Below are 26424 nucleotides of genomic sequence, written 5' to 3' on the forward strand. Positions count from 1 at the left end.
CTGTGGACGCCTCCTCACTCTCCATCAAAAGGAAAAAAGATGAAATACCTATTCGCGCATCGAGAAGACGCAGAGGCAATCAACGCCTACGCCAATTCGTGCAGGGCACATAAAACCATTTGGGTCACTTGCCTTTACCGACGGACACTCGCCGACGTAGTGTATGATTGGAAGCCTCTGTGCAAAGCAGATGAAGATAACCTGTGTGCGCACAAGCAGCAGGTTGTAGATTTGTTTGAAAGGCTACTATCTCGTCAAGAAGCTGGCACCGTCTACAAATATGCTGCCCCTGAAAGGTTCGAGCTAAAGAACATGCCGATACCCCAAGCGAAAGCCGCTGCAGAAGAGCTTCACATGCTTATGACCCAACTGATCGAAGAACTGCGTGGCGGGCCAGTCCCCTTGGCCAACTGAAATATCATTGAGCACCCACAACGGATCGTACCTACACGTCGAAATCGAGAAGGTTGCTATCCCGGAGCCTGCGCCACGCACCTGGACTTGTGGGGCTTAACCTTGCCGAAGGCGGCTGGGTCCTGGTGGATGACCTTTTGCGCGCAGTGAAAATGGCCGGCCATCGGATCACTGCCGACACCCTCTGCCAGATCGTAGGGGAGAAGGACAATCAACGCTTCACCCTCTCGGGGGACGGGCGTCGGAACCGGGTTACCCAAGGGCACAGCATCGCGGTCGATCTGAAACTGGTTCCCGTAGAGCCCCCGGCCATCCTGTTTCACGGCACGACGAGCGCAAACCCCGATGAAATCCTTGTATTGGGCTTCCACCCTGGTCAGCGGTGTCACGCCCCCAAATACCGCACCACCGCAAGCAAACTATGGACACGACGCAAATGGAATATTCACCTGAAGACTGGGTAATTCTGAAAGTTTTATTTAAGATGCAGGACAGAACTTTCACTCAGCTCAGAGTGTTGGGCGGCTGGCGCGGAGGGTATCTCAATGGGGATGCGTGGCGCATAAACTCCGGCATTCAAGCCATTCATGCGGACGACCTCGAATACCGTTTCCTCGGTCGATCAGGTTCCGTCTATCTATGCCGACGCGGCGAATATCGCATGTCACGCATCATGGCGTCTGGCCTGGGAGAGCTGAAGCGTCAGCCGACCGTTGTCGATGCAGAGGTTCTGGAAGACCGGAATTGGCTTGAACCAGGGCTCCTTGAAGCACTTCTCTCGACAGCGGCTGACGATACATCGGCGAGGTAACTTCGCCTCGAGACCTGCGTGCGTCAGCGAAGGCCTGATTGATGCGCAGGTGGGAGACCTCAGCCGGAAGTGCCGCTGCTTCCGGCCCTGACCTGCCGTTCAGTCCCTTGCCGATCGCCGCGGTCCAGCTTCACTAGACCGGCCATTCGTCCATCGCGCAGCATCATCGGAGGATGAAGGTCGGCAGGGCGGACCTTGCTGCCGTTCGCTGCAGTCGCGAAAGATGTGGAATTGAGATCTCATGCCCAGACCGATTTCACGTGGTCCGTACCTACGCCACGAGCGTTTTTGGTTCGGGCTCAGCCGGGATCATTCTGAGGCAACAAAGAGTCCTCACCGGGAACTTATCCATGTTAACATATTGGGATTCGTGAAGCCTTTGGCTTCATGAGATTTGATTGTGTCTGAGATATTTACCGAGGAGATTGGAATGAAACGTGTTTTCGTCACCTCTTCGGTGCTCACACTTTGCGCTGCGAGCACCGCGTTGTCACAGGATGTACCGGTCAACCCCCTGCGCGAAGCCTATTTTGGCAACCTACATGTTCACACGGCGTGGTCTTTCGATGCCAATATCAACGGCGCGATCTCCGGCCCCGACGAAGCCTACCGGTGGGCAAGGGGCGAGGCGATCCCGGGAGGCGGAGGTGGGCCAGACCTGAAGATTCTGCGACCGCTCGACTGGTATTCTGTCGGCGATCACGCCGAGTACCTTGGAGCGCTTCCGCTCATGGCCGACCCGGAAAGCCCGGTCAGCAAGCACCCGCTCGCCGCGGCGATCAGCGGCGACGATGCCACCGCCTCCTTTGCCGCCTACACCGAGATCCTCGATGGCATCTCTAACCGCAGGAACGACCCAATTCTCGGTGACCCGGTTCTTCTGGCCAGCGTGTGGGAGAAGATCATCGACATCGCTGACCAGCACTACAAGCCGGGCGAATTCACGACCTTTGCCGGGTTTGAATGGACGTCCAACCCGGGCTGGCGCAACCTCCACCGGGTCGTCATTTTCCGCGACACAGAGAACGTGTCCGATCACGCCTTCTCGGCGATCGAGTCCGACCGGGAGGAAGACCTCTGGGCCTGGATGGACCTTCAGCGCGTGCAAGGTGCAGAGCTCCTCGCCGTGCCTCACAATGGCAATGCCAGTGACGGACTCATGTTCCCGATCGGGACGAGCTATGGCGGCAGCGATATCGACAGCGCCTACGCCGAGACGCGGATGCGCAATGAGCCGCTGTATGAGCTGACGCAGATCAAGGGCACATCGGAAGTGCATCCGTCGATCAGCCCGAACGATGAATTCGCCAATTTCGAACTCTGGGACTACACGCTGGAGTCAACCGCCTCGCCGCCGGAACACAAGGTCGGCGGCTACATGCGCGAGGCGCTGATCCGCGGCATGGCCCTCGAGGCCGAGGGCAAGGGCAACCCGTTCAAATACGGCTTCATTGGCGATAGCGACACCCACAATGCGGCCTCGACGATCGAGGAGAACAACTACACTGGCAAGTTCGGGTTCGAGAACAATCCGGAACACCGGCTCGAAGGGCCTCCCGGCGTGAGCGAAGCCGCCGCGCAGCAGGTCCGTGAGTTCAGCTCGGGTGGTCTGGCCGGGGTCTGGGCGGAGTCGAACACGCGCGAGGCGATCTTCGACGCCATGGTCCGCAAGGAGACCTTTGCCACCTCCGGCGTGCGCATGCGTGTCCGGATGTTCGGAGGCTATGACTACGCCGAAGACATGATGGAAAGCGCCGACTGGCTGCAGGCGGCCTATGACGGTGGCGTGCCCATGGGCGGAGACCTTGCTGCAGCGCCAGAGGGCACGGCCCCGACCTTCCTCATCGCCGCCATGAAGGAGGCGGACGGTGCCAATCTCGACCGTATTCAGGTCATCAAGGGATGGGTCGAGAACGGCGAACAGAAGGAACAAATCTATGATGTCGCGCTCTCAGGCGGTCGCACCGACGGAAGCGAGCCGGTTGGCAACACGGTCGACGTGGCCGATGCCAGCTACACCAACGATATTGGTGCTGCGGACCTGACGGCTGCCTGGACCGATCCCGACTTCGACCCGGCGGTCCCCGCCGTCTACTATGCGCGGGTTCTGCAAATTCCGACACCGCGGTGGTCGACCTATGATGCCAAGGCGCTTGGCGTCGATGTTCCCGACGGTCTGCCGACGTCCATCCAGGAACGCGCATGGACCTCGCCGATCTGGTACGCGCCCGAATGATCTGAGCGCTGCGCCCCACCAAGATTGCGCCGGTGGGGCGCAACGCTTTGGTCCCGAACTGCTGCACGGGGCCAATACTGGAAATGCCTGCATGGTGAGCCACTCTGCCCAAGGAAGACCGGACGTTCTTGATGACTGCACGCACCATTCTTTCGTCTCCGCTCCTGCATTTCTTCGTTTTGGGTGGCCTCGTGTTTGCGATCTACGGGCTCGTGAACGACAGCCCGACAGTCGCTGATCCTGAAGCCATCACCTTGCAGCCTGCCGAGGCGGGCCAACTGGTCGCCCGGTTCACAGCGACCTGGGACCGTCCGCCCACGGAGGTTGAACTCGAGGGGCTGATGCGGGCCTGGGCCTTGGAAGAAGCGCAGTATCGCGAGGCCGTCGCGCTCGGCCTCGATCAGGATGACTCGGTGATCCGAATGCGCCTCAGCCAGAAGATGGAATTCATATCAGAGGCCGGGGCGGCGACACTGGAGGCCGATGACGCGGTGCTGCAGGCCCACCTTGAAGCCCATGCCGAACGGTTCGCCGAGCCCACGAAGCTGGCATTCGAGCAGGTTCTCCTTCCGGCAGATGCCGGCGATGCCGATGCTATGCGACGTGCCCTCGAACAGGGCGCTGATCCGGCAACACTCAGCCGCGGCAGCCTGCTGCCTACCCGTCTGCCTCTGAGTGCCGAAACCGCGATCGACAGGCTGTTTGGCGGCGGCTTCGCCAGGACCATCTCTGAACTCGCCGGTTCCGGCTGGTCCGGTCCGGTCCAGAGCACTTACGGTCATCATCTTGTCCGCGTCATCGAACTCCGCCCTGCGGTCTTGCCCCCTCTTGAAGCAATCCGACCGAAGGTCGAGCAGGACTGGCGCAGCACCCGCGCGAGGGAGATGCGCGAGGAATTCGGCAAGGCGCTCCTTGAGCGCTACGACGTCACGCTTCCGTCCGCGGGTGAAATCCTGGCCAAATAGTGCTGCGACTTTCGATCGTGGCGCGCTGATGCTCTCGGTGAAGGCTCGGGCGAGGTGAACCGCTATCCCCGCTGCATCGCAGAATGATGGACACAACAAGTCATGATACCTACGGCTGGTTTGGGCTCGAAGCGGACTTCGGCCGCGCAGCGGGTCGTGCGCCTCGCAGGCAGCGGCGGCCGTCGCTCCCGGCCCAGACCTGCCGTTCAGCCCCTGGCCGATCGCCGCGGTGCAGCTTCAGCAGAACGGTCATTCGTCCATCGCGCAGCATTTTCGGAGGATGAAGGTCGGCAGGGCGGACTAAAGCGACCAGTCACTTCTGGGTTTTGCGTCCGGCTGCCGACGGCGCACACGTTCCTGCAGGGCCCTGGAAAACTGCCTCAACGTTGTTTCCGGCGGGGTCGATGACGAAAGCGGCATAGTAGGCTTTATGATATTTCGGCCGTATGCCCGGGGCGCCGTTTTCCGCTCCACCAGCGGCTAGGGCGGCGGCGTGAAAGGCATCCACCTCTTCGCGGGTCCTGGCGCAAAAGGCCATGTGAACCGGAGTGGGCTCTGGTCCCCGCATTGCGCCAATGAAGAGATCGACTCCGTGGCGCCCGAAGCCCGCAACACCACCCTCGGCGCGCTCGACATAGAACTTCTTGTCTATTCCCAAGGGCGCGAGGGCGGCTTCGTAGAACCGCTGTGTCTCTTCCAGACGGGTCGTTTTGAGGCTGACATGATCGAAGATGCTCATTCGCGTGACCTTTCATTAATGTCTTGGTTGCCTGTGGGCGTGTGTCAGATGGTTGGAAGCATCCCCCCATCAAGGCGAAGGTTCGAGCCGGTGATATAAGAGGCCCGCGGACTGGCAAGGAAGGCAACGGCATCCGCGATCTCCTCCAACGTGCCAACCCGCCCGATCGGGACGCTCGCGAAGAGAGGAAGGACTTCTGCTTCCACTTCCTCCCACGGCGCATCCGGCGCGAGAGCCTTTTGCTTCGCGACCTCACGGAACTTGCGTTCGAGCTTCTCGCTGCGGATCGTCCCGGGAGATACCGTGTTCACTGTCACCCCCTCGGCCGCAACAGCCTTGGCCATGGATGCGGACATCGCCAGCATCGCGGCCTTGGCGGCCGAATAGTCGGGGTTGCCTGCGGGGGGCATCAGAGCGGCGAGGCTGGAGATGTTGATAATCCGTCCCCACCCGGCATGGCGCATCTGCGGCAGGACTGCCTTCGACATACGCATGGCCGCCAGCACGTTGGCATCATAGGTCGATGCCCATACGCCAGCTTCTGTCGTGCTCCAGTCCGAGCCGACACCTGAGCCGCCCGCGTTGTTGACGAGGATATCGACATCTCCGACGGTGCGTACGTCGTTCAACAGCGCATCGACCTCTGTTTCGTCTGTCAGATCCCCAGTCACGACATGGGCCGTCCCGCCGTCGAGCTGGATTTGCCGCACCACGGCAGTGGCCTGATCCCGGTTGCGCCCGTGGACCATCACCACCGCGCCTTCGCGTGCCAGCCCGCGTGCGATACCGGCGCCGATGCCCTTGCTGCTTCCGGTCACAAGGGCAATCTTGCCGTGAAGATGTAGATTCATGGTCGGGCTCCTTTTATGGTGAAGCCGTGATGTAGGAGCGACATGATGGACCCCGCAAGAACGCACAAAAAGGTGCCTGTAGCCGAGCTCGACCGGAGTGTCTGCCTCGGACCGGACGGCGCGGTGGCTCAGGTCACCCGGTGCCTGAAGATGATCAGCGGGCGATGGAAACTGCCTATCCTGTTCCGACTTTATGCAGACGGGATGCAGCGCAGCTCCCTGCTCCTGCGCGACATCCCCGATGTTTCGCAGAAGATGCTGACCCAACATCTGCGCGAGCTTGAGGCCGACAGGCTGATCCGGAGGACGGATTTCGGTGAAAAGCCACCTCGGGTGGAGTATCGCCTGACTGACCGCGGCGAAGCACTGATGCCGGTGCTGCTTGCTGCACGCCAGTTTTCGGAGGATCATGATCGAGTTGCCTGATAGCGTGGCGTGATCTCTCGCGCGGATCAAAAGTCGTCTGGGCTCCCATGGATCAACGCTGCGCTGCGAGGGGGCACCTGACAATGTCAGCATCGGGCTCGAAGTAGCCATGCGGCGGTGCGGCAGTCTGGGCAAGCCTCCAGGACGGGACATATGGCGCTCGCGGCCCTCTCCGGACATTCGTGGCAGGTGCCGCGGATGACTGGTCACACGGGCTAACACGATGTGGGCTCAAGCATCGCCACAGCCTCCGGCGCTCTAGAATACCCTTACAAGTCATCTAGCCATGGCTACCTGTCCTCTAGAAATGCGTTAGGCTGCTGGGAAACGCAGCAAACTTGAGGTGCATATGCCATACGTAAGATCTTCCGCCATTTCTCGCATCGAGTGGACTAGCGGAACCCTTTCGATCTGGTTTCATGAAACCGGAAGATACGACTATTACGGCGTCCCCGAGAGTGTTTTTCACGAATTCTTAGCTGCCAGGTCAAAGGGGTCATTTTACAATATGTACATCAAGGATCGTTATTAGCGACCTGGCTAGATCACCTCGGTCGATCCAAGAAACCATGCTTCTGGCGCCTGGCAGCCCAATCCTGCCGCTCATGCCAGGCGCTGCTAGCGCCTGGTGTCGGCCCAAATGTATGTGCCGGCTGCTGTTCGCAATCAAGAATTTGGCACGACTTCGGAAATCGCTCATATGTATCCGGCCTGTTGATCGGCTCGCGGGCCGTGGCCTTGATGGGGTTACGCACGCGCCGTGGTCTCATTACCGGCAAGGTCCAAAATGACCATTTGGGCCGTCAGACTCTGGGGGCGTATCTTCTCCGTTCCATGCTGTCGTCTCTATCGCGAACTCCTTGGTGGCTGTGGAAGGCGTCAAATCGCTTCCATCGCCGCGTCTTGTGAGGCGTCGAACCGGGTGCCGTGCCGCAGAAGGCTCCAGGCGGTCCGAGCCAGCTTGTTGGCAAGCGCGATGGCCGCCTTGTTTCGCGGCATACGGGCGACTGCCTCGGTCAGCCACGGGCCGAAACTGAAGTCGGACCATCGGTGAGGGCGCATCATGATCACTTTCGCAGCTTGCACGAACAGCATCCTCAGATAGCGGCTGCCGCGTTTGGTGATCCGGCCGAGGATCGTTCGCCCGCCGGTGCTGAACTGTCGGGGCACCAAGCCAACCCAGGCGGCGAAATCGCGCCCCCGGTCGAATGCCTCGCCTTTGCCGACGGCCGCAACCATCGCCGTCGAGATCATTGGCCCGATGCCGGGTATTGTCATGATGTTGGCGCAGTTCTCTTCGGTTCGGCTGATCCCTTCGATCTCGTCGGAGACATCCTCGATCCGTTTGTCCAGCCAGAGCCAGTCGCCGTAAAGCCCGATCAGGATACCTCGCATCCGGGGCGAGATCTCGTCCCGCCGCTGTTCGAGGATCGTCTCAAAGGAATTCTTCAGCGCCCGCAGCCCCGACCTGACGGTGATGCCCCGCTCGATCAGGAAGGCCCGGATCTGGTTGATGGTCGCCGTGCGCCGCGACACCAGCCGCGCGCGCACCCGGTGCAGGGCCTGAAGGTCGAGCTGGTCCTGGCTCTTCTCCGTCACCGTCCGCAGGTTCGGCCGCAGAGCGGCTTCGGCGATCGCCTCGGCGTCGTTGTAATCGTTCTTCTGACCCTTGTTGAACGGCTTCACGTAAATCGCCGGGATGATCCGTGGCTCGAACCCCATCCGCCGCAGCGTTCGGCTGACAAAATGGGCGCTGAGGCAAGCCTCCATCCCGACCACACATTGCGGCAACTTCTCGAACGTTGCCTCCAGCGCAAGCCGCTTGATCTGCTTGCGCAAAACCAGCTGACCCGAGCAGTCGAAACCGACCAGATGGAATGTATCCTTGCCGATGTCGATGCCGACAACCGCCAAGTCTTCAATGCTTCCTGTCTTCTTCGCACACATGGCTGCTTCTCCTTTGGCGCGGATGATCCCAATGCAGGATAACCCAACGGTGGGGGAAGCAGCCGGCACATCCCATTAGCAGCCATCCATCAATCCTTTTATGCTGCGGCGCGGAACCAAGGTTTTGAATATCAACTTCACCTCATCCGATATCTGACACCCCGCCATGCACGGCGCCTTTGCACCGTTACCCGCCTCTACAGCGCTTCTGGGGCCTTGCAGCGGATTTCGTGGTGTGCCAGTCTAATCTGTGCAAAACGAAGAAGGTATTCTACTTTGAAAGTGACGAAGATCAATATTTCTAACTTCAAAAGGATTTCTGAGGTTGAGATCTCCCTATCGAAGGTGAATTACCTTGTTGGTGGGAATAACTCCGGAAAAAGCAGCGTACTCCAGGCAATTCATATGGCGGCATCATGTGCGAAGCTTTCTTTGGAAAGAAAAGAGCAGGTCCTTCCTGAGTCTGAGCTAAGATACTCCCCTACTTCCGAATTCACTTTGCTTGGACATCATGCACCATATGAAAATAAGGCTACTGGTTCACGAGGGCGCATAGAATTTACGGGGGAGGCAAATGATGATACAGTAGCAAGTTATCGGGTTGAGATATATAAAGGTCGAAACTATGGAAGCGTAGGGGTGGACAGGAGCGGAACGTATCCTGGGTTTGGGGCGGAAATTTGCGACCCAAAAAGTATGTTTTCTGTATTCGTTCCCGGAATATCTGGAATTCCCCACAGGGAAGAGCACAAGAATTACGCATCAGTCTTTCTGAAGGCCGCCGGAGGAGAGGCAAACCTGGTATTTCGAAATATCATTCGAATACTCAAAGAGTCAGATAAAATACCGGAAGTCGAGAACATCCTTGAGGATATCATAGGTCCTTGCGAAATCGGAATTAAGCATGACGCGGAAAGGGACCTCTTCGTTGATGTGGAGTTTTCCCAAGCAGGAGGTAAAAGCGTCCCAATTGATCTGACTGGCACTGGTATCCTCCAGCTCGTTCAGATTGTTGCCTATGTATGCCTCTTCGAACCTAAGTTTCTGTTGGTCGACGAGCCAGACAATCACCTTCACCCATCTCGCCAAGCCTTACTAGCTAAGACCTTCGACAAGCTTTCGGAATTGTATGGCTCGACAATTGTCGTCACCACTCACAGTCGACACTTGGTCGCTGCCGCATCAGCTACCGCTAAAATAGTATGGATGAAGGATGGTAAGATTGAGTCTGATGAGTGCAAAGATTTGGCCAGCGTTCTTATGGATATTGGCGCCTTGGATCAACTTGATTCCCAAGGTGCAGACTGCATTATTTGCACCGAGGACAAGGGCAAAAAAGCACTCGAGAAGTGCGTTGATGGCCTGGGCCTGTCGGAGCGTGTTAAAGTGATTTCGTACAACGGAATCAACAATGCAGCTTCTTCCATAGCAATCAAGGCGATGGTCGAACTTTATAACAACAATCCGATCATCATTATCCATCGAGACCGCGATTTCATGACAGACGGCGAAGTGTCTGTATGGGGTTCGGAGTATATTAATCGAGATATGGTGGTTTTCTCGCCCCCACTTTGCGATATCGAATCATATCACTGCACGCCAAATCACGTTTCTGCAGTATATGAGATGGACGCTGCAGAAGGTGAACAGCTTGTGCAGGCTGAAATTGATCGCAGCGCAGAAGAGTTTCGAAACAAGTTCCGGAAAAAGCGCCAAGAGGCAAACCAAAAATTCTGGAAGGACGGCGGCAGCCCTAATACAAATGATCTTTGGCCAGAAAACGAGGGGGCGAATATAGAGAGAGCATATGGTAAAAAGTTGTTATCGAATTTGAACGATCGCCTTTCTAATCAGCCAGGCGGCAGGAGAAATCTCGAAGCGCACGTAAGTCAGGATCTTATGTCTCTCCTTAAGGACTGTTTGCATGATGCCGGATTCTTCAATGTGGAACACGACGAGCATGCCAGGTAACGCTTAGCTGCGCTGCTAGCTGCGCTGCGGCTAAAGACCGCTTCCCGCCCTTCGAGCCAGGTCAGTTCGCCTTCCTGCGCCGGACGTGAGCGGTGTCTACGGGCCGGTTGAAGCCATCACTTTGTTCCCAGAGCCGCGACGCTCAGTGTCTTCCTGGGTAGCGTTGTGTCAACTGGCCCAGGAAGCCCTCGCGAGGCGTCACTCAGGTCTAATCTCGCGCTGGTGGCGGCCAAGGAGGGCGACCAGTCTTCGGCCAGAAATTACCTTCTGACGCTTGAGGTGGATAAGGCCTCGTTCGACCGGGTCAAGGTCAACTTCTTCTCCACAGACGCGCGCAATGCCGTCGGCATAGACATCGGTTGCCGTGATGGGCACCTGACAATTTCTCCGACGCTGATATCGGTTCAGGATCGTAGCGACAGTTTGCGTCTGCATCATAGTCTTCGTCAGAGCTTCCACCGTTTCAAAGCAACCTTGTGTTCAGGGTCTCACCATCGCGAGCGCCGCTGCGCCGTGCTCAGGAGCGCATAGCGACGGCACGACGGCCCTCCGCGACTTCATATCACGAACCGCACATCCCCTTCATACGCGAAAGGCGCCGGAGCGTCTGCTCCAGCGCCTCTATCACCGTCCGTCAGAGAGCAGCCGAAGGGCACGAGGCGGTACGTTTCGCCCTTGACACCCCTTGCGCAGACTTATGCTTCCGTTTGCGCATTCGTCTGCTTTCTCTGACTTGTAGGACCCACCTAAAAAACGCCATTGGGGTCACTCGACATACCCGTAACTCATTGAAATAAATCACTGCAAGAAATCCCCTTCGCACCGGCGGCGGCCAGTTTGTCCTTTTGGCACAGGATTAATGTCCATCGATTTTCCAAGAAAAATGCCGCCTTTCGGCGGCATCCAATTCAAAGTCGTCGGCGTCCGGATCAAACCTTGGGCAGGTCTGCCTTCTCATAGATAGCAGCACCGAACTCCCTTGGGTCCCAGATCGGCTTGACCCCGCGTTCACGAAGCAACTTCTCGATGGCGAGCGGTCTTGCACCCATGACCAGAGGCAGCCTCTTCTTGGTCACGTATTTCTGCCGGAAGTTCTCGAGCGCCGCGGGCGAAACCCAGACGTCCTCGCCATAAGGCTCGGATGCGATCAGCGGTGCCGCTTCGGGATGGCAGAACACGCGACGGCCTCGGGAGGGATCGAACCCGAGAATGATGAGCGCCAACTCCCCGCTCATCCCGGGACGGGGAAGCGCAAGCTTCGACTTGATCTCCTGAGGATCCACGAGAACGGCCGCCAGGCCAGCGGCACCGGCCAAACGGCATGCACGCAGCAAGCGCCCCTGCAGCAACATCGATAGAATGACGGACATCTTCACCCTCCCCTTCTCTGCAGCCTTGGCGAGCGTCACCATGGTCGTCGGCTTCTCCGCGACTTCGGGAAGGCGCACCTGCATCCGCTCCAGGAAAGCCGCCATTTCCAGCCCATCGACTGCCTTGCTCATTTTGCTGGAAGCCGCCTCGACCCCCGTAAGCCGCGTGAGCGCCCCGATCTCAAGAAGGGCTGCGACCATAGGGCGTGATGCTCCCAGAAACTCCGGCAAGCGGCTGACCGGCACAGCATGCTTCAGCATCCGAATGGACGGGCGCGCGGCGTCGTAGCGCAGAAAGATATGACCGCACGGGGCCTCCCGGTCAGAGGCGGAAATGGCCCCTTGGTCGGCGAGCAGGTTCCGGAGCGTCATCGGATGTACGAGTTCTCCGGCCGCGATCTTGGCCACACTGCTGACACGGGGGACCTCAACAGGGCTGCCCAAGAGGATTTGCCCTTTTGTCAGGGGCACCGTGTCGAGGATGTGCTCCCGCAGAAGAGGGCGGATGGCCCCGGGATCCTTTGTCAGCCGCGATGCGGACATCCAAGCATAGAGCATGCCATAAGCAGTCTTGGGATGCATGGAGCCGGTGTTGGTCTCGGAACGCTTCAACAGATCCATAAAGGTGGTACGGATCGCCGCCTCCCCCTCGCTCATCACCGGCCACCCCGCGCGGCCGGCTTCATCCCACATGCTCTCGGTCATGTTGGAGGCCTTCTGCCCAGCTCCGAACGCGATGACCGCACCCAGCATTTCGGTGGCACGGACGCCCTGCTCGATCCCCTGGCCATCAAGCCATGCGGGGCCGGAAGCGCCCGCCAGCCTCGCGACGACATAGTCCTGCAGCGGCGAAGGCCGCAGCGAGGCGTTAGGTCCGACCGCCAGCGCTTCTTTCTCCCAAGGCAACGCCTGAAGTTCATGCGCTCCGTCGTCCCATTTCCCGCCGCGGCGGCTGAGCAACGGGATCTGATGCACGGGACATACCCTGACCACGGACAGGGACCAGATCAAACGATGCCGCCACCTGGTGGCGGGGCGCGCAGCACCCGCGGCATCCTCGGCCAAGCAGGAGGGGCAGAAGCGGGTGACGGGCCCAGTCAGGAACTCCGCAGCGAAGCGCTCACCGCGGAGGGCATATTGCCGATCGCCGAGCGCTGTCACAGCGTTATGCGCGACTGATGCGCGCTCCTGCCCCGAGATCGAACACAGCCGCGCAAGCGCACACTCTTCGCCACGCTTCAAGGACCAGAGGTCGATGCCAAGGTCGTTCAAAAACGGCACAAGGCGCCCACCCGTGTGAAAGGCCGCGCTACGCGCGGCCCAGGAGAGCGGAGTTTCATCCGGATGAAACGGCAGGTGGGGGAAAAGCATCGCCATGACTCAGCCCCTCCGCCGCGTCGAGACACGCGGTGCCACCTCGGAGGCCTGATCGAGGCGCAGAAGCCGATACTGCTCGGCATAGAACACGTTCTGGTCGGCAGGACACCCTTCATGCATGGCCCAGGCACGGGCGAAGTGATCGATCGTCAGATCGCAGGCCTCCGCGTAGAGGGCCACCTCGATCGCGCGCACGATCAGTTCGATCGCCCTGCCGAACCGGTAGCGCGCCCCATGGAAGACCCGCCCGACAAGGTCGGCCTCGACCGGCGCACCAAGGCCAGCCCGATGGCAGTAGTCACCGACGATTTGCTGGAAGAGGTCACCGTGCAATTCGGGAACCAACGCCGCAAAAGCGACCGTCGAGAAGCGCCGCTGAACCTGGGGGTCCGTCCGGATAACCTGCGCAAGCTCCTCGGTGCCGGAGAGGACAACGATCACGGCATCATCCCCCTGCATCAGGGACTTCAACGCGCGCAGAATGAGGTTTCTGTCCGCGCAAAACAGGTCGTGGGCCTCGTCGATCCACAGGACAACAGTACCCGTCACGCGCATGCGCTCGCGAAGGATCTGGACAAGCGACCAGACCTGCCGGGTCGGCGACACAGTTCCGTAGCCACTCTTCTCGAGCATCTCCAGCACCATGCTCTTGAGGGTTGCCGGGCTCGGTACGGAGCATTCCAGGAACCTCGGGCGGCCGTACTCCCCCTCTGCCAGGACAGGAAACTTCATGAGGGCGCGATGAACGAGGTGGGACTTGCCGCTGCCGGCGCCGCCCACGACCATGATACCGCGCGTTTCATTGGTCCGGGTAAAGCGGATCGGCTCGGGGGAGAGTTCCCCCTCGTCGTCCCGTTTCAGGAGGCGCGCGAGTTGGCCCGTCAGCTCGGTATCCATATCGGAGCCAACGTGGAGGCTCCGAAGATGTTCGAGCGCACGTGCGGTTTGAGCGAGATGCGACATGATCAGTCCTCTTCGATGTTCAGGGTCGTCTGGGTCTTGGGCGCGCTGCCGGCACGTTTCGCCGCGTTGCGCTGCACCGGAGGCGCGGCATCGGCGGGCTCGACGTGATCGCGAATGGCACGGCCCAGCTCGCTGTCGTTCTGCGGGCTGGAGGCGCGCTCGTGGAATTCCACACCCGCGAGCACTTTCCTTTCCGCACGTTCGATGGCGTCGCCAGACCAGTCCTCGAGGTTCAGGCTCGCCGCAACCATGGCTGCCTCGTTGCGCTCTTCGATCGCCTTGATGGCCTGACGGACCGCCGGCAGATCCAGCCGGTTCGACTTCGGGTTGCCGGCACGAACCGTGCGGGTTGCCGTCAGCCAGGTTTGTGCGGAGACCCCTTCGAGGCTGGCGTCAACAGACGGCACCTCATGCCACCGATCTCCCAGCTGAACCGAAACGGCTCCGATATCCTTGGGATGCCAGCGGACATTGACGGTGCAGCTGTCCTCACGACGGAGCCACGTCGCCAGTTTCTCGGAGTGATAGCGGACCTTGAGGATGGTGATCCCGGTCTTATCCAGCGTAGCGGTCTTATGCTGGCCGAACACGGTGCGCGCAGTGTGCATGTCCGGCGGCGGCATCACACCCCATTGCGTGCTCAGACGACGCCAGCAGGCGATGGGCGTCTCTCCGTCCAGCCCACGGTGAGGCGTGTTGTGGTAGATGTCGACGACCCAGCGAACCAGCGCAAAGGTCAGATCATCTACGGTCAGCGCAGCGCGTTTGGTGGGGTCAGAGTCGCCTTTCTCCAGAATGTTGGAGAAGGTACGGCCAGACAGGCGCGGCATCAGATCCAGGACGAAGGTCTTGAACACACGTTCGATGGTCCCGCGAACTTCCGGAACGCCGTTGATGGCGATTTCCGTAGCGATCGCCAGATCAGCACATGCGAACCGAAAGCGTTCGGACTTGAACGCGAGGCCTCCGTCGGTGACGATCAATTCGGGCCGACCATGCATGTCCCAGGCGGTGAGCGCGCCGACGGCGTCTGCCCACTTGCCCTTGTTCGTCATGATCATCTGCACCGCCTGGGTAGCGGCCTCGCCCCCGGGCTCCCGGCTCAGGACCATGGAGAGGATGCAGCGCGTGGTGCAGCAGATCGCTGCGGTGATCCACCAGCGCGCCTTCTTTTTGTCGAGCCCCATGGCAGTCCTCTCCTCGTCCGTCAGGAGATCGAACATGCCGGAGTCCTTCATGAGGGTGATCAGGTCGACTTGCCATTCGTCGATTTCCACCCGCTGAAGCGGCCGGGTGAGATCCAGGCCGTTGAGCACCGGGCGGTACTTCTTCCGCGCCGCGGCCTCGCCTTCCCGGGCCAAGGTCACTTGGAAGGGATCGAGTTCGCGCACAGCGCGGCGGACCGTCTCACGGCTTGGCGTGGTCAACACACCCAGCCCAACTTTCACCCGTTCGGCATTACGCTTGGCGAAGGCGATTTGGACGCCTTCATGGATCATCTTGATCGTCGGCTTCTCGGGCGAAAGATACTTCCGCACCTCGGTCATGAGCAGGCCGATTTCTTCAGGGCCCATCACCCGGGTACGATTGCCGCGACGATGCATGACATCGGCCAGCCCGATCAGCCCAAGCTCTTCCTTCGCGACCAGCCAACGGCGCAACGTACGGGGAGAAGGCGCTTCGCCGAAGTTCCGCGAGATGTCGAGCCTGTGGTCGCCAGCGCGGGTATCCTTCCCCGCATACTCCAAGGCCTTGCCCTTGATCAGCACCATGTTGGCGCCAAGGCTTTCATCCGTCATCTTGATCAGGCCATCGCGGCGCAGTTCCAGCAGCGCCTCGCAATAGGCGTCCTTCTTCGAAAGGCGCGCATGGCTCTTGAACGGCAGATCGTTCACGAAACCCGCGGACTGAACCAAGCGCTTGCGAGCAGAGGCGACATCGTAATAGCCCATCTCGACCCGGATACGACCCTGCGCGCCCAAGCGGCTCAGCTGTCCATGCGTATACCCTTGGGCGAGACCGACACTGTCATCGGCACCGAAGACATACCCGTCTTCGGATTGGTGAATGACCTTGCAGGCCATCCCGTTGATATGCACCCGGTCGAACTTTCCGAAGGCATAGCGTGCGTTGTCGATATCGAAGTTGAGTTCCATTTTCTTTCCTCTGGAAGTGTCCGGTCGTTCCGGAATTTGAGCGCGCGGAGAGAACCCACTGCCGATGTGCAGTCGGGCCGCCGCAGCGGTTGATGGGGGATGATTGGTAGAGGGACTGAGACAGAGCTGCGGTTAGTGCAGCGCCATCACCCTGATGACCTGGGAGGTTTCGCTGATCTTCTCCCGGCGCAGGAGCTGGAGGTGCCCCGATCCGATGTGACGGACCACGGCGCGCAAGCCGGTACCCTCCATCCCGATCCGGTCGCGCAGGACCCCGATCGTCTCGACGCCGCGCATCATACCGATCACCTCGGCAGCTGCCTGATCTGCGTCAGGCTCCGCGATGCGTACCGAGTGAAGGTGCGTGGCGTTGTGAAGAGCGACAGGGCAGACATCCCGTTCGGTGAAGAGGCGAAAGTCATCGAACACGCCCTGGGAGAGCGACTGGTGCTTGACCCTGGCCAGCTCGTCCTCGTACCCGGCGCTGACACGATGGATCGGACGCACCGCGTAGCCGATACGACGGCCGTCACGGAGCCGGCAGACCAGGTCGACATAGTGGGTGTAGTACTCGCCATCGGCGTCATACCAGTCAAAGGCCTGCTGCTCGACGAGATCGACCGTGGTCGGCGCATAGCGGAGGATGAGCGCCACCTTCTTCTCAAGGTTGCTTTCCAGGCCGACGCCGCGCCCGTGGCCTTCGCCAAAAGTGATATGTCCCGTGAAATGGGACTTCGATGCGACTTGAGTGCTGCGGTTACCAGCGCTCACCTCGGGCAAGCGAATACCGCCCGGCAGAAAGGGATAAGACATGATTTCTCCCGCCCCGAGAAATTGACATTCTCGGGCTATGACGATCTTAGAAATGCGCGGAGAGCCGTCCTTGTCCTGGCGACAGCAACATGCTAATCGGCAGGTGCAACACAGGGATCGGGCTTTCGCACGGTTCATTCGGGCGCCAAGCGCCTATATCTGGTTTTGGGTGTTTGAGCCTCTTTGGACAGTTTCTTCCGATGAGCGCCTGTAACCTGACTGGAACTGAGAGATCAGAACCGTGTCAGGAGATCAGCCGCATATTCGGGAATTGCCCATAGAAGACGAACGTTCCCCATGTCCAGCCCGCCGGGAGTGCGGGGTTTTGGGGACCGAATTTTCGCAAATTCCGGCCTCAAGATCGGAAAGGCACATGCCTCCGATTTTCAGATCATCCAGCAGATTTTGCGAAAAGATGACCGAAAGTTCTTCAGCACCGCCCGAAACACGGGCGCTGTGAGCCTCAGAAATTTTTTGAATGGTCATTTTCATCGGGATAACTCTGTGGATAGTTGAGAATGCACGCCAATTCGGCGGCGCACATCATGCAATCACTCCGATTTCGCGAATCGAATTCGACAAATCATTCGGCTCTCCGCGCCAGGAAGGCGCCGGGATTCGGTCAGGACGCGCCGCTGCGGGCGAGCTGCGACAGCCGCCGGAAGAGCTTGTCGGACAGGATCGTCCGCCGCTCCCACTCCGGTGTTTTCAGCTCCCTGGCAGCATCCCCAAACCAGAGCTTCAAACTGCCCTGGTCGGATCGGTGCGAGAAAACGGCATGCGGCCCGTTTGAACTGACCTCGACAGAGACCGGGGCAGAGTTGAACCCTTCGTCGGCATCCTCGAACCACTCCTCGAGCCAGTGGCCGCAGAATGCGCCAAAGGTACGGTGCAGCTGCAGGCCAGCGACAGGCAGCCGGTTCAGGACATCGAGCAGCTTGCTCTCTCCTCCCGCATCGCAGTTGGCTTCCCATTGGATATGGCCGTCAAGAAACAGGTTCCCGCGCACAAGCCGAAGCTGCGAGAGTTCCCGCACGGCCTCAGGCGCATCCTTGGTCTCCAGCCCCAGGGCCAGAGGGAGCGTTAGATGAAAGACGTCGGCACCCTGCATATCAGTTGCGGCCCGCCCCCGCCCTCCGGGCGTGAGGAGACCTGCACGCCCCATTTCGCGCGCCATCGCGTCGACCTTGTTGGGGTTCAGGTCGAACCGCTGGGCAAGCGCCCGCACCATTTCCCCTTTCGTCGCCATGAAAGCTGTCCTTGCGATGTGTCGTTGGGAGCCTTATGCCACCCGGCACTTCATCCGTCAATTTATAAGAAAAAGTTTTTACGATAAATATTCGCATAAAGGCAAGGCCGACGGTTACTGTTCTCGCAGCCGGAGCGGCGCACCGCAGCATTCACACACCGGGCGCTTCGCCTTTAGCTCCTCCAAGCGGTGTAGCGGCGCGCTTTCCACAAAGCGCCGGACCCGCTCAGGATCGACGCCGGCACTCCGCGCAGAGTCCCGGTAGACCAGCCAGCAGTGGGCTGACCCCACGACGCTGATCACCATGCCAGCTATGCAGATCAACGGACCAATCATGAGCTTCTTTTTCTGAAGGTCATCTTGGATGAGCCCTCAAGAGATCTTCCCTGGTGCCTCCCTACCGTTCCGCAAAAGGATCACCCCATCAAGTGGCGAAGCAAACATTGGGCAGCGCCTACGTCACCACCGCGATATCGCGGAAGTCCGGGCCGCCATCACGGGAGCTCTCGCAGCAGCCCGCCAGCTTTAATGCTCTTCTCTTGACAACAAAACGTCGCCCCAATACTTCCTGTATATGGAGAATACTTCGCATTTGTGAAGTTGAGTCGCGGTTCTTTGAAGATGATCCGCGATGGAGGGAGGAAATCGATGACCGTACGTCAGGCGGATAACGTCCTGCGGTTTTTTGAGTATTTTGCCGCATCGCAGAGGCCGGCCACGCTCACGCAACTGTCAGAAACGCTGGAGCTACCGCTGTCGAGCACCAGCAACCTAGTCTCGACCCTGCGCGAGCGCGGGTTCCTGTTCGAGGTCCGAAAACGCGGCGGGTTCTACCCGACCCGCCGCATGCATGATCTGACCCTATCGATCCTCGACGGCGACCCGGTGCTCGGGCTCGTGCGCGAGCACATGGAAGCGCTGCGCGAGGAGACCGGAGAGACCATCCTGCTCGCCGCCCGCGAGGGCGATCACGCGATCTATCTCGAGGCGCTCGAGTCCCGCAAAGGCGTGCGCTACTCGGCGAAAGCGGGCGAGACCCGGCCGATCTACGCGATCTCCTCGGGCAAGGCGATCCTCTCGGCGTTCGACGACGCGGCGCTGCGGCGCGAACTGGCGGGGCTCGACTATTCCGAGGCGGCGGAGACCTCGATCACCGATCCCGACGCGCTCTTCGACAACATCGTCGCCGGGCGCGAGCGCGGCTGGTTCCTGAACGCCACCGAATTCACCCCCGAGGTTTCGGGCGCGGGGGTGCTGCTCGACATTGCCGACCAGAAATATGGGCTGTCCGTGGCGGGGCCGAACTACCGCATGCAGGGCCGCTACGACGAGCTCGGCGCGGCGCTCGCACGGGTCGTCGCGGCCATCAAGAGCCAGATCCACGAAAGCGGAGACGGCCGATGATCCGGAAATACATGGCGATCATCGACCACACCTTCACCGCGGTTGCGGTCTTTGCGCTGGCCTTCATGACGCTGCTGATCGTCGCCGACGTGGCGCTGCGCTACGGCGCCGGGACGCCGATCTTCTTTGCCCATGACCTCGTCGTGCTCTACCTCACGCCCGCGGTCTTCTTCTTCGGCTTCGGCCCGACCTACTGGCGCGCCGAGCACCTCTCGGTCGACCTGCTTACGCTCAACCTGCCGCACCGCCTGCGCGAGCTCACCGACGTGGTGTCGAGCGCCATCGGGCTCTGGGTCTTCGGCCTGCTGACCTGGGTCGCCTGGGAGCGCGCCGCCAAGAGCTTTGCCAACAACGAGGTGATCGCGAGCATCGTGCCGTGGCCGGCATGGGCGAGCTACGCGCTCGTGCCCATCGGCTCCGCCGCGATGGTGCTGGTCTGTGCCGCGCGCATCGTGATTTCCCTCAACAAGGCCTTTGGCCGTGCGACCGGGGAGGCCGCGCAATGACCTCGCTGCTTGTCGTGATCGGACTGCTTGTCCTGCTGCTGATCGGCGTTCCCGTGGGCTTCGCGCTGGCCTTCACCGGCCTTGTCGGGCTGATGACCATCGTAGGCTTCGAGAGCGCGCTCTCGGTGCTCTCGACCACGCCGCTGTCGACCACCAACGGCTTCGAACTGATTGCCGTGCCGCTCTTCATCCTGATGGCCGAGTTCGTCATCGTCAGCGGCATTGCCGACCGGATGTTCAAGGCGATCACCATCTGGGTGGGCCGCCTTCCGGGCGGGCTCGCCGTCGCCACCGCGCTTGCGGGCGCAGGCTTCGGGGCCATCTCGGGCTCGTCCACCGCGGCCGCGGCTGCGCTGTCCTCGACCTCCATTCCCGCAATGCGCAGAGCGGGTTACGAGGTGAAGTTCGCGTCTGGTGTCGTGGCCGTCTCGGGCACGCTCGCCATGCTCATCCCGCCGTCGATCGCGCTGGTGCTCTACGGCATCATCGTCGAGGTCAACATCGCGTCCCTGCTGATCGGAGGGGTCATCCCCGGAATCATCGTGACGCTGGCGATCATCGTGACGATCTACGTGCTGATGGCCCGCGACCCGTCCATCGCGCCGGCGGCACGGCCCTGGCCGATGCGCGACAAGATCCGCGCCCTGCGGGACATCGGGCCGATGCTGCTGCTGCTGCTCTGTGTCACGGGCTCGATCTACCTCGGTATCGCGACGCCCACCGAGGCGGCCGGCCTCGGCGCCTTCGGAGCCTTCGTCATCGCCGCGGCGTTCCGAACGCTCACCTGGAAGACGACCTGGGGGGCGCTGGCGCGGGCGGTCCGCGCGACCTGCATGATCTTCATGATCATCATCGGCGCGCACATCTTCGGCTACGTGCTGACGCTGGGCCAGATCACCCCGGGCTTCGTCAACTGGATCACCGGGCTTGACGTGTCGCCCTACGTGGTGATGGCGGGGATCATCGTCTTCTACCTGATCATGGGCTGTTTCATGGACCAGATGGCGATCCTCATCCTCACCGTCCCGGTGATGGTGCCCGCGATCACCAGCCTCGGCTTCGACCCGGTGTGGTTCGGCGTGCTGGTCGTGGTCGCGGCCGAGGTCGGCATGATCACCCCGCCGCTGGGCATGAACATCTTCGTGGTCTCTCGCTACGCCGAGCGGCCGCTCTCCGAGATCTTCCGCGGTGTCGCACCGCATGTCGTCTCGCACATCATCGTTCTCGCGTTGCTCGTCGCGTTCCCGCAGCTGGTGCTGTGGCTGCCCGGCACGACGCAATAATCCGGACGCAATAATCCAAGGGAGGAGCCACCATGTCGACCGCAAAGACCGACATCGACCCCAAGATGTATTTCATGACCGAGTCCAGGGCCGCGGCCTACCAGCCGCGCGGCCACAGCGGGACGGTGAACCGCCGGCTGGTGTCGCCAGAGACCGGCGCCACCCAGATGGAAGTGCTGATCGGCCGCATCGAGCCCGGCGAGGGCGCCAGCGCCCACTTCCACCCTGGCATCGACCAGTTCTGCTGGATGCTCGAGGGCCATGCCCGGGTCGAGGTCGGCGGCCTCACCCAGGAGATCGGGCCGGAGGAGAGCGTCTTCTTCCCCGCCGACATGCCCCACACCTTCACCGCCATCGGCGACACGCCGGTCCGCGTCCTGATCTGCTACGGCCCGCCCTACGGCGAAGGCGCCCGCGTCGAGTGCTGAGCACCCGCACCCCCTGACACGTCTTTGGTCCATCGGAGGAGAACGACCATGAAACCCACCATCAGTATCCTGGCGGTCTGCGCCGCAGTCGCTGCGGCCCCCGTCGCCGCACAGGAAGTGACGATCAAGATCGCTGACAGCCTGCCGGCCGATCACATCATCACCAAGAACACCACCGACGTGTTCACCGCGCGCCTCAAGGAAGAGCTCGGCGACCGCATCGCCATCGAGCACTACCCGGCCCAGCAGCTCGCCAAGGCCAAGGACATCCTGTCGATCACCCAGGCCGGTATCGCCGACATCGGCTACATCGTGCCGTCCTACGTCTCCGAGAAGATGCCGCTCGGCGGCGTGGTCGAGCTGCCGGGCGAGATCTCGTCGTCCTGCGAGGGCTCGCTGGCCTTCGAGAAGCTGATCCAGCCGGGCGGCAAGCTCGACCAGCTCGAGTTCCAGCCCAACGGCGTGCGGGTGCTCTACAACGTGGCGCTCTCGCCCTACCAGGCGATCTTCTCGAAGCGCGCGGACGTGACCTCGCTCGAGGACTTCAAGGGCATGAAGATGCGCTCGAACCCCGGCGCCATGGAGCTGTCGTTGCAATCCGCGGGCGCGACCCCGGTGCGCATGACCCCGCCCGAGATCTTCGACGCGATGACCAAGGGCACCGTGGACGGCGCGCTGCTGCCCTTCACCTCGACCTTCTCCTACGGGCTCGACCAGATCGTGGGCTCGGCGACCGCCAACGCCAACTTCGGCTCGGTGGGGATCACCTACGCGATCTCGCAGCGCAAGTGGGACAGCCTGCCCGCCGACATCCAGGAAGCCATGACCCGCATCGGCCACGAAGTGACCGCGAGCGCCTGCAAGGCCTTCGACGCGGCCGAGGTCGAGCTGACCGCCAAGCTGGCCGATGAGGGCGCCACCGTCATCATGCTGAATGACGAAGAGACCGCGACGCTCACCGCGGATTTCGCCAGCGTCGCCGATGACTGGGCCGCCGCCCTCGACAAGCGCGGCAAGAAGGGGACCGAGATCCTCTCCGACTTCCGCGCCGAGGTCCAAGCGCTCCGCGAGAGCGGCATCTGAACCGAGACCAGGGGCGGCCGCCTGTCCGGCCGCCCCGCAACGAAAAGGAGAGGCGCGTGCTTGATCTTTTGAAGGGTGTCCGGGTCGTCGAGCTGACGACGATCGTGCTCGGCCCCATGGCCGGCCAGATGCTGGGCGATTTCGGTGCGGAGGTCGTCAAGGTCGAGGCGCCGAACGGGGATCTGGCGCGCTACGTCGATCCGCGCTCGAAGGCGGGCGCAAGCTCGATGTTCGCCAACAACAACCGGAACAAGAAGAGCATCGCGCTGGATCTGAAGACCGAGGAAGGCCGCGCCATCCTGCTGAAGCTGGTCGATGGCGCCGACGTCTTCCTGCACAACATGCGCCTGCAGGCGGTCGAGCGTCTTGGCTTCGGCCCGGCGGCGCTTCGGGCCCGCAACCCCAAGCTGGTCTACTGCTCGGCCATCGGCTTCGGAAGCGATGGCCCCTACGCGGCGCGCCCCGCCTATGACGACGTGATCCAGGCCGCCTCAGGCATCGCCAAGCTGCCGACCTACACCGGCAACGATCCGTCCTACGTGCCCGGCGTGATCGCCGACAAGATCGCGGCGCTCTACGCCGCCAACGCCATCTCGGCCGCCCTCGTCGGGCGCGAGCGGACCGGCACGGGCTGCGAGATCGAGGTGCCGATGTTCGAGGTCATGACCTCGTTCGTGATGACCGAGCACATGGCCGCCGCCAGCTTCGACGAGGCCGCGCCCGCGGGCTACCAGCGGCTGCTGAACCGTCATCGCCGGCCCTTCCCGACCAGCGACGGCTGGATCGCCGTGCTGCCCTATACCGAGCGCCACTGGCGCAAGACCTTCGAGGAGCTCGGCCGCGCCGACGTGGTGACGCAGCCGTGGTTCGACGACGCCACCGACCGCTCGCGCCATGTGGGGGAGATGTATGAGGTGCTCGGGCAGGAGATGCCGAAGCGCTCGACCGGGGACTGGATCGCCACCTTCGAGCGGCTCGACGTGCCGCATTCGCGGGTCAGCGGGCTCGACGACCTGCTGAACGACCCGCACCTGCAGGCGGTGGGCTTCTTCGAGCCGACCGACGATCTCGAGAGCCGGGTGCGCTCGGTACCGCAGCCGGTGCGCTTTCGCGCCTCGCCCTCCGAGCCCGACCGCCGCGCTCCCGAGCTGGGCGAGGATGGTCCGGCGCTGCTTGCCGAGCTTGGCTACGGCGCCGAAGCGATCCGCGAGCTAGAGGACCGTGGTGTCCTCGGGCGCGGAACGCACTACCAGACGGAGGACGTCTGACATGGCCGGACGCTGGCTCGAAGAATTCCGCGAGGGCGAGGTCATCCGACACGCGATCACCCGCACGGTGACCGAGTCCGACAACGTCAGCTTCTCGGTGCAGACCATGAACCCGCAGCCGCTGCATATCGACCGGCATTTCTCAGCCGCGACCGAGTGGGGACAGCCGCTGGTGAACTCGTTGCTGACGCTGGGCATCATGATCGGCATTTCGGTCCACGAGACCACGCTCGGCACTACGCTCGGCAATCTTGGTATGAGCGACGTCGCCTTCCCCGCGCCTGTGTTTCACGGCGACACGCTGCGGGTCGAAACTGAGGTGGTCTCGGCGCGCCCCTCGCGGTCCCGGCCCGGACAGGGCATCGTCGCCTTTGAACACCGGGCATACAATCAGGATGGCACGCTTGTGGCGCGGTGCCGCCGCGCGGCACTAGTGATGTCGGATAGCTACCGGGAAGCTATTTGATGCGGTCTTGGCTCTTCGTTCCGGGCAACCGGCCCGCCATGATCGCCAAGGCGCGTGGCGTCGGGGCCGACGTGCTGATCCTCGATCTCGAGGATTCCGTCGCCCCCACCGAGAAGCAAGCCGCGCGCGCCTGTGTCCTCGCGGCCCTTGCGGAGTATCGTGGCAGGAGCCGCCTCTGGATCCGGGTAAACCCCCTTGCCTCGCCCGAGATCGCTGAGGACCTCGATACGGCCCTCGTGGGCGGTGCCGACGGTCTGGTCCTGCCCAAGGCCGAGAGCGGCGCCTGCGTCCGCGCCCTGCGGGCCGCCTGCGACGCGCGCGGCAAGCCCTGCCCGCCGGTGCTCGCCATCGCGACCGAGACGGCGCAGGCGATCTTCGGGCTCGGCAGCTATTCCGGCCTCGCACCGGATCTCGCGGGGCTAACATGGGGCGCCGAGGATCTCTCTGCCGCATTGGGCAGCGCCAGCGCGCGCGACGACGCCGGTGCGCTCACCGGCCCCTACGCCATGGCCCGCAACCTTACTATCGTTGGCGCGATGGCGGCCGAGGTGCAGCCGGTCGACGCGGTCTGGACCGATACCCGCGACCTCGACGGGCTCGAGGCCGAGTGTCTGGCGGCAGTGCGCGATGGCTTCACCGGCAAGCTCGCGATCCATCCGGCGCAGGTGCCAGTGATCAACCGCTGCTTCCAGCCCTCCGACGAGCAGGTCAGCATCGCGCGTCGCATCGTCGAGGCCTTCGCGGCGGACCCGGCGGCGGGCGTTGTCGCCATTGATGGCAAGATGATCGACATGCCGCACCTGAAGCGGTCACGACTTATTCTTCAGAGAGCGGGGATTCCGGCATGAATAACGAACCTGTGCTTCTTGGACGGGGCTTCTACTGGCAGGATCTCACGGTAGGTGACCGCTACCGGACCTACGGCCGCACCGTTACACCGTCCGACATCTCGGCCTTCGTCAACTTGGCGGGGATGATCGAGGTGCTCTTCACCAACGCCGAGTACCGCCGCACCGAGGCCGCCATCAAGGGCAACCCCTCGCCCGGCGCGCTGGTCTTCGCACTGGCCGAGGGGCTCTCGCTCAATGCCACCGCGCAGGAGACGGGGCTGGCCTTCCTTGGGACAACCATGAGCATCAAGGGGCCGGTGGTCGAGGGCGACACGATCACGGTGGAAATCGAAGTGCTGGAGGTTCGGCAGGAAAGCAAGGGCGACCGGGGGCTGGTGAAGACCCGCAACACCGTGCGCAACCAGCGCGGCGAGTCGGTCATGGTCTATGAGCCGCTGCGCCTAATGCTGGGCCGCCCCGAGAGCTGAAACTCGAACTGCTGCGGCGGGGCCCAATGCCTTCCGAGGTGAACGACCAGGCCGGTTTGCAATTGTGCCAACTGGCCTGGTCCTAGCTTATTCCTTGTGTATGACTTGATGGCCCTGTCGGACAAATCAGCTTGCGAGCGCATGTCCCCCTTTTCCTAGACACATTTATCCCGGAGCCATGGGCATCGGGATCCGACGGACCTTGCGTCAAGTTTACGGTAAAGGTTTTTACGTAAAATATACAGGCCATCCCAGCAGCCTGAATTTACGCCCCGCGCGCCTCGAGCGGCGAACCGCAGCACTGACACACCGGGCGCTTCGCCTTCAGCTCCTCAAGGCGGTGCAGCGGCGCGCTCTCCACAAAGCGCCGGACCCTCTCA

The 26424-nt window shown here is 61.6% G+C and carries 26 protein-coding genes; 17 read left to right on the top strand and 9 right to left on the bottom strand.

The window, feature by feature from the left end; translation table 11 throughout:
* Positions 1-39: 39 nt before the first annotated feature.
* The 5 genes from CEW88_RS24585 (at position 40) to CEW88_RS18935 (ending at position 4426) form a co-directional block, all read left to right on the top strand.
* Positions 40-414 carry a hypothetical protein gene (locus CEW88_RS24585; protein ID WP_159099673.1) on the top strand — a complete coding sequence of 125 codons (375 nt, stop codon included), beginning with the start codon at positions 40-42 and terminating at the stop codon, positions 412-414.
* A gap of 53 nt (positions 415-467) precedes the next feature.
* Positions 468-878 carry an RNA 2'-phosphotransferase gene (locus CEW88_RS18925; RefSeq protein ID WP_108969703.1) on the top strand — a complete coding sequence of 137 codons (411 nt, stop codon included), beginning with the start codon at positions 468-470 and terminating at the stop codon, positions 876-878.
* A complete protein-coding gene (locus CEW88_RS24590; RefSeq protein ID WP_193989098.1) occupies positions 836-1225 on the top strand; it encodes a hypothetical protein in 390 nt (129 codons plus the stop codon). The genes CEW88_RS18925 and CEW88_RS24590 overlap by 43 nt, the downstream gene beginning before the upstream one ends.
* A 430-nt stretch (positions 1226-1655) precedes the next feature.
* A complete protein-coding gene (locus CEW88_RS18930; protein ID WP_108969705.1) occupies positions 1656-3461 on the top strand; it encodes a DUF3604 domain-containing protein in 1806 nt (601 codons plus the stop codon).
* Positions 3462-3592: 131 nt separating this feature from the next.
* Complete coding sequence (locus CEW88_RS18935; RefSeq protein WP_108969706.1) at positions 3593-4426, top strand: peptidyl-prolyl cis-trans isomerase; 834 nt, start codon at positions 3593-3595, stop codon at positions 4424-4426.
* 313 nt (positions 4427-4739) lie between these two features.
* On the opposite strand, the gene CEW88_RS18940 is transcribed toward CEW88_RS18935, so the two are convergent.
* Together CEW88_RS18940 and CEW88_RS18945 are read right to left on the bottom strand one after the other, a co-directional pair.
* Entirely contained in the window at positions 4740-5165 is a 426-nt protein-coding gene (locus CEW88_RS18940) for a VOC family protein (protein ID WP_108969708.1), read from the bottom strand.
* Between the two features lie 44 nt (positions 5166-5209).
* Entirely contained in the window at positions 5210-6016 is an 807-nt protein-coding gene (locus tag CEW88_RS18945; protein ID WP_108969710.1) for an SDR family NAD(P)-dependent oxidoreductase, read from the bottom strand.
* Positions 6017-6058: 42 nt separating this feature from the next.
* On the opposite strand from CEW88_RS18945, the gene CEW88_RS18950 reads away from it, so the two are divergent.
* Both CEW88_RS18950 and CEW88_RS25255 read left to right on the top strand, forming a co-directional pair.
* The gene (locus CEW88_RS18950; RefSeq protein ID WP_108969712.1) at positions 6059-6442 is read left to right on the top strand and encodes a winged helix-turn-helix transcriptional regulator; all 384 of its coding nucleotides are present in this window, start codon (positions 6059-6061) and stop codon (positions 6440-6442) included.
* Between the two features lie 349 nt (positions 6443-6791).
* Positions 6792-6974, top strand: coding sequence for a KTSC domain-containing protein (locus tag CEW88_RS25255; protein ID WP_108969714.1), 183 nt, complete (start codon positions 6792-6794; stop codon positions 6972-6974).
* 347 nt (positions 6975-7321) lie between these two features.
* On the opposite strand, the gene CEW88_RS18960 is transcribed toward CEW88_RS25255, so the two are convergent.
* A complete protein-coding gene (locus CEW88_RS18960; RefSeq protein ID WP_108969715.1) occupies positions 7322-8389 on the bottom strand; it encodes an IS110 family transposase in 1068 nt (355 codons plus the stop codon).
* A 282-nt stretch (positions 8390-8671) separates the two neighbouring features.
* On the opposite strand from CEW88_RS18960, the gene CEW88_RS18965 reads away from it, so the two are divergent.
* On the top strand, positions 8672-10360 hold the full coding sequence (locus tag CEW88_RS18965) for an ATP-dependent nuclease (RefSeq protein WP_254694549.1): 1689 nt from the start codon (positions 8672-8674) through the stop codon (positions 10358-10360).
* A 929-nt stretch (positions 10361-11289) separates the two neighbouring features.
* Here the strand turns inward: CEW88_RS18965 and CEW88_RS18970 are convergent.
* From CEW88_RS18970 to CEW88_RS18990, 6 genes are all read right to left on the bottom strand, one after another.
* Positions 11290-13107, bottom strand: coding sequence for a TniQ family protein (locus CEW88_RS18970; RefSeq protein WP_108969719.1), 1818 nt, complete (start codon positions 13105-13107; stop codon positions 11290-11292).
* Between the two features lie 3 nt (positions 13108-13110).
* Entirely contained in the window at positions 13111-14070 is a 960-nt protein-coding gene (locus CEW88_RS18975; RefSeq protein WP_108969721.1) for a TniB family NTP-binding protein, read from the bottom strand.
* A 2-nt stretch (positions 14071-14072) separates the two neighbouring features.
* A complete protein-coding gene (locus tag CEW88_RS18980; protein ID WP_108969723.1) occupies positions 14073-16226 on the bottom strand; it encodes a Mu transposase C-terminal domain-containing protein in 2154 nt (717 codons plus the stop codon).
* 132 nt (positions 16227-16358) lie between these two features.
* Positions 16359-17039, bottom strand: a complete 681-nt coding sequence (locus CEW88_RS18985; protein ID WP_108969725.1) for a hypothetical protein — start codon at positions 17037-17039, stop codon at positions 16359-16361.
* A 252-nt stretch (positions 17040-17291) separates the two neighbouring features.
* Positions 17292-17531, bottom strand: a complete 240-nt coding sequence (locus CEW88_RS24595) for a hypothetical protein (protein WP_159099676.1) — start codon at positions 17529-17531, stop codon at positions 17292-17294.
* Between the two features lie 130 nt (positions 17532-17661).
* Positions 17662-18288: a hypothetical protein gene (locus CEW88_RS18990; protein WP_108969726.1), complete on the bottom strand. Its 627-nt coding sequence runs from the start codon at positions 18286-18288 to the stop codon at positions 17662-17664.
* 648 nt (positions 18289-18936) lie between these two features.
* Here CEW88_RS18990 and CEW88_RS19000 point away from each other — a divergent pair.
* The 9 genes from CEW88_RS19000 to CEW88_RS19040 are packed head-to-tail and all read left to right on the top strand — an operon-like array spanning position 18937 to position 26044.
* Positions 18937-19692, top strand: a complete 756-nt coding sequence (locus CEW88_RS19000; RefSeq protein WP_159099677.1) for an IclR family transcriptional regulator — start codon at positions 18937-18939, stop codon at positions 19690-19692.
* Positions 19689-20198 (top strand): TRAP transporter small permease, encoded by a 510-nt coding sequence (locus CEW88_RS19005; protein WP_108969732.1) that lies wholly within the window; start codon positions 19689-19691, stop codon positions 20196-20198. The genes CEW88_RS19000 and CEW88_RS19005 overlap by 4 nt, the downstream gene beginning before the upstream one ends.
* Positions 20195-21481 carry a TRAP transporter large permease gene (locus CEW88_RS19010; protein WP_108969734.1) on the top strand — a complete coding sequence of 429 codons (1287 nt, stop codon included), beginning with the start codon at positions 20195-20197 and terminating at the stop codon, positions 21479-21481. The genes CEW88_RS19005 and CEW88_RS19010 overlap by 4 nt, the downstream gene beginning before the upstream one ends.
* 32 nt (positions 21482-21513) lie before the next feature.
* On the top strand, positions 21514-21909 hold the full coding sequence (locus tag CEW88_RS19015) for a cupin domain-containing protein (protein WP_108969736.1): 396 nt from the start codon (positions 21514-21516) through the stop codon (positions 21907-21909).
* Positions 21910-21957: 48 nt separating this feature from the next.
* Entirely contained in the window at positions 21958-22992 is a 1035-nt protein-coding gene (locus CEW88_RS19020) for a TRAP transporter substrate-binding protein (protein WP_108969738.1), read from the top strand.
* A gap of 56 nt (positions 22993-23048) precedes the next feature.
* Positions 23049-24260 (top strand): CaiB/BaiF CoA transferase family protein, encoded by a 1212-nt coding sequence (locus CEW88_RS19025; RefSeq protein WP_159099678.1) that lies wholly within the window; start codon positions 23049-23051, stop codon positions 24258-24260.
* Between the two features lies 1 nt (position 24261).
* Entirely contained in the window at positions 24262-24726 is a 465-nt protein-coding gene (locus CEW88_RS19030) for a MaoC family dehydratase (RefSeq protein WP_108969742.1), read from the top strand.
* A complete protein-coding gene (locus tag CEW88_RS19035; RefSeq protein ID WP_108969744.1) occupies positions 24726-25574 on the top strand; it encodes an HpcH/HpaI aldolase/citrate lyase family protein in 849 nt (282 codons plus the stop codon). The genes CEW88_RS19030 and CEW88_RS19035 overlap by 1 nt, the downstream gene beginning before the upstream one ends.
* Positions 25571-26044 carry a MaoC family dehydratase gene (locus CEW88_RS19040; protein WP_108969745.1) on the top strand — a complete coding sequence of 158 codons (474 nt, stop codon included), beginning with the start codon at positions 25571-25573 and terminating at the stop codon, positions 26042-26044. Before CEW88_RS19035 ends, CEW88_RS19040 begins: the two co-directional genes overlap by 4 nt.
* Positions 26045-26424 lie beyond the last annotated feature (380 nt).

Source organism: Alloyangia pacifica (assembly GCF_003111685.1).
Classification (GTDB): domain Bacteria; phylum Pseudomonadota; class Alphaproteobacteria; order Rhodobacterales; family Rhodobacteraceae; genus Salipiger; species Salipiger pacificus_A.

Coding starts and splice junctions, on each gene's coding strand:
- CEW88_RS24585 (WP_159099673.1), top strand. CDS start 40: ATGAAATACCTATTCGCGCATCGAGAAGACGCAGAGGCAATCAACGCC.
- CEW88_RS24590 (WP_193989098.1), top strand. CDS start 836: ATGGACACGACGCAAATGGAATATTCACCTGAAGACTGGGTAATTCTG.
- CEW88_RS18930 (WP_108969705.1), top strand. CDS start 1,656: ATGAAACGTGTTTTCGTCACCTCTTCGGTGCTCACACTTTGCGCTGCG.
- CEW88_RS18935 (WP_108969706.1), top strand. CDS start 3,593: ATGACTGCACGCACCATTCTTTCGTCTCCGCTCCTGCATTTCTTCGTT.
- CEW88_RS18940 (WP_108969708.1), bottom strand. CDS start 5,165: ATGAGCATCTTCGATCATGTCAGCCTCAAAACGACCCGTCTGGAAGAG.
- CEW88_RS18945 (WP_108969710.1), bottom strand. CDS start 6,016: ATGAATCTACATCTTCACGGCAAGATTGCCCTTGTGACCGGAAGCAGC.
- CEW88_RS18950 (WP_108969712.1), top strand. CDS start 6,059: ATGATGGACCCCGCAAGAACGCACAAAAAGGTGCCTGTAGCCGAGCTC.
- CEW88_RS25255 (WP_108969714.1), top strand. CDS start 6,792: ATGCCATACGTAAGATCTTCCGCCATTTCTCGCATCGAGTGGACTAGC.
- CEW88_RS18960 (WP_108969715.1), bottom strand. CDS start 8,389: ATGTGTGCGAAGAAGACAGGAAGCATTGAAGACTTGGCGGTTGTCGGC.
- CEW88_RS18970 (WP_108969719.1), bottom strand. CDS start 13,107: ATGGCGATGCTTTTCCCCCACCTGCCGTTTCATCCGGATGAAACTCCG.
- CEW88_RS18975 (WP_108969721.1), bottom strand. CDS start 14,070: ATGTCGCATCTCGCTCAAACCGCACGTGCGCTCGAACATCTTCGGAGC.
- CEW88_RS18980 (WP_108969723.1), bottom strand. CDS start 16,226: ATGGAACTCAACTTCGATATCGACAACGCACGCTATGCCTTCGGAAAG.
- CEW88_RS18985 (WP_108969725.1), bottom strand. CDS start 17,039: ATGTCTTATCCCTTTCTGCCGGGCGGTATTCGCTTGCCCGAGGTGAGC.
- CEW88_RS24595 (WP_159099676.1), bottom strand. CDS start 17,531: ATGAAAATGACCATTCAAAAAATTTCTGAGGCTCACAGCGCCCGTGTT.
- CEW88_RS18990 (WP_108969726.1), bottom strand. CDS start 18,288: ATGGCGACGAAAGGGGAAATGGTGCGGGCGCTTGCCCAGCGGTTCGAC.
- CEW88_RS19000 (WP_159099677.1), top strand. CDS start 18,937: ATGACCGTACGTCAGGCGGATAACGTCCTGCGGTTTTTTGAGTATTTT.
- CEW88_RS19005 (WP_108969732.1), top strand. CDS start 19,689: ATGATCCGGAAATACATGGCGATCATCGACCACACCTTCACCGCGGTT.
- CEW88_RS19010 (WP_108969734.1), top strand. CDS start 20,195: ATGACCTCGCTGCTTGTCGTGATCGGACTGCTTGTCCTGCTGCTGATC.
- CEW88_RS19015 (WP_108969736.1), top strand. CDS start 21,514: ATGTCGACCGCAAAGACCGACATCGACCCCAAGATGTATTTCATGACC.
- CEW88_RS19020 (WP_108969738.1), top strand. CDS start 21,958: ATGAAACCCACCATCAGTATCCTGGCGGTCTGCGCCGCAGTCGCTGCG.
- CEW88_RS19030 (WP_108969742.1), top strand. CDS start 24,262: ATGGCCGGACGCTGGCTCGAAGAATTCCGCGAGGGCGAGGTCATCCGA.
- CEW88_RS19035 (WP_108969744.1), top strand. CDS start 24,726: ATGCGGTCTTGGCTCTTCGTTCCGGGCAACCGGCCCGCCATGATCGCC.
- CEW88_RS19040 (WP_108969745.1), top strand. CDS start 25,571: ATGAATAACGAACCTGTGCTTCTTGGACGGGGCTTCTACTGGCAGGAT.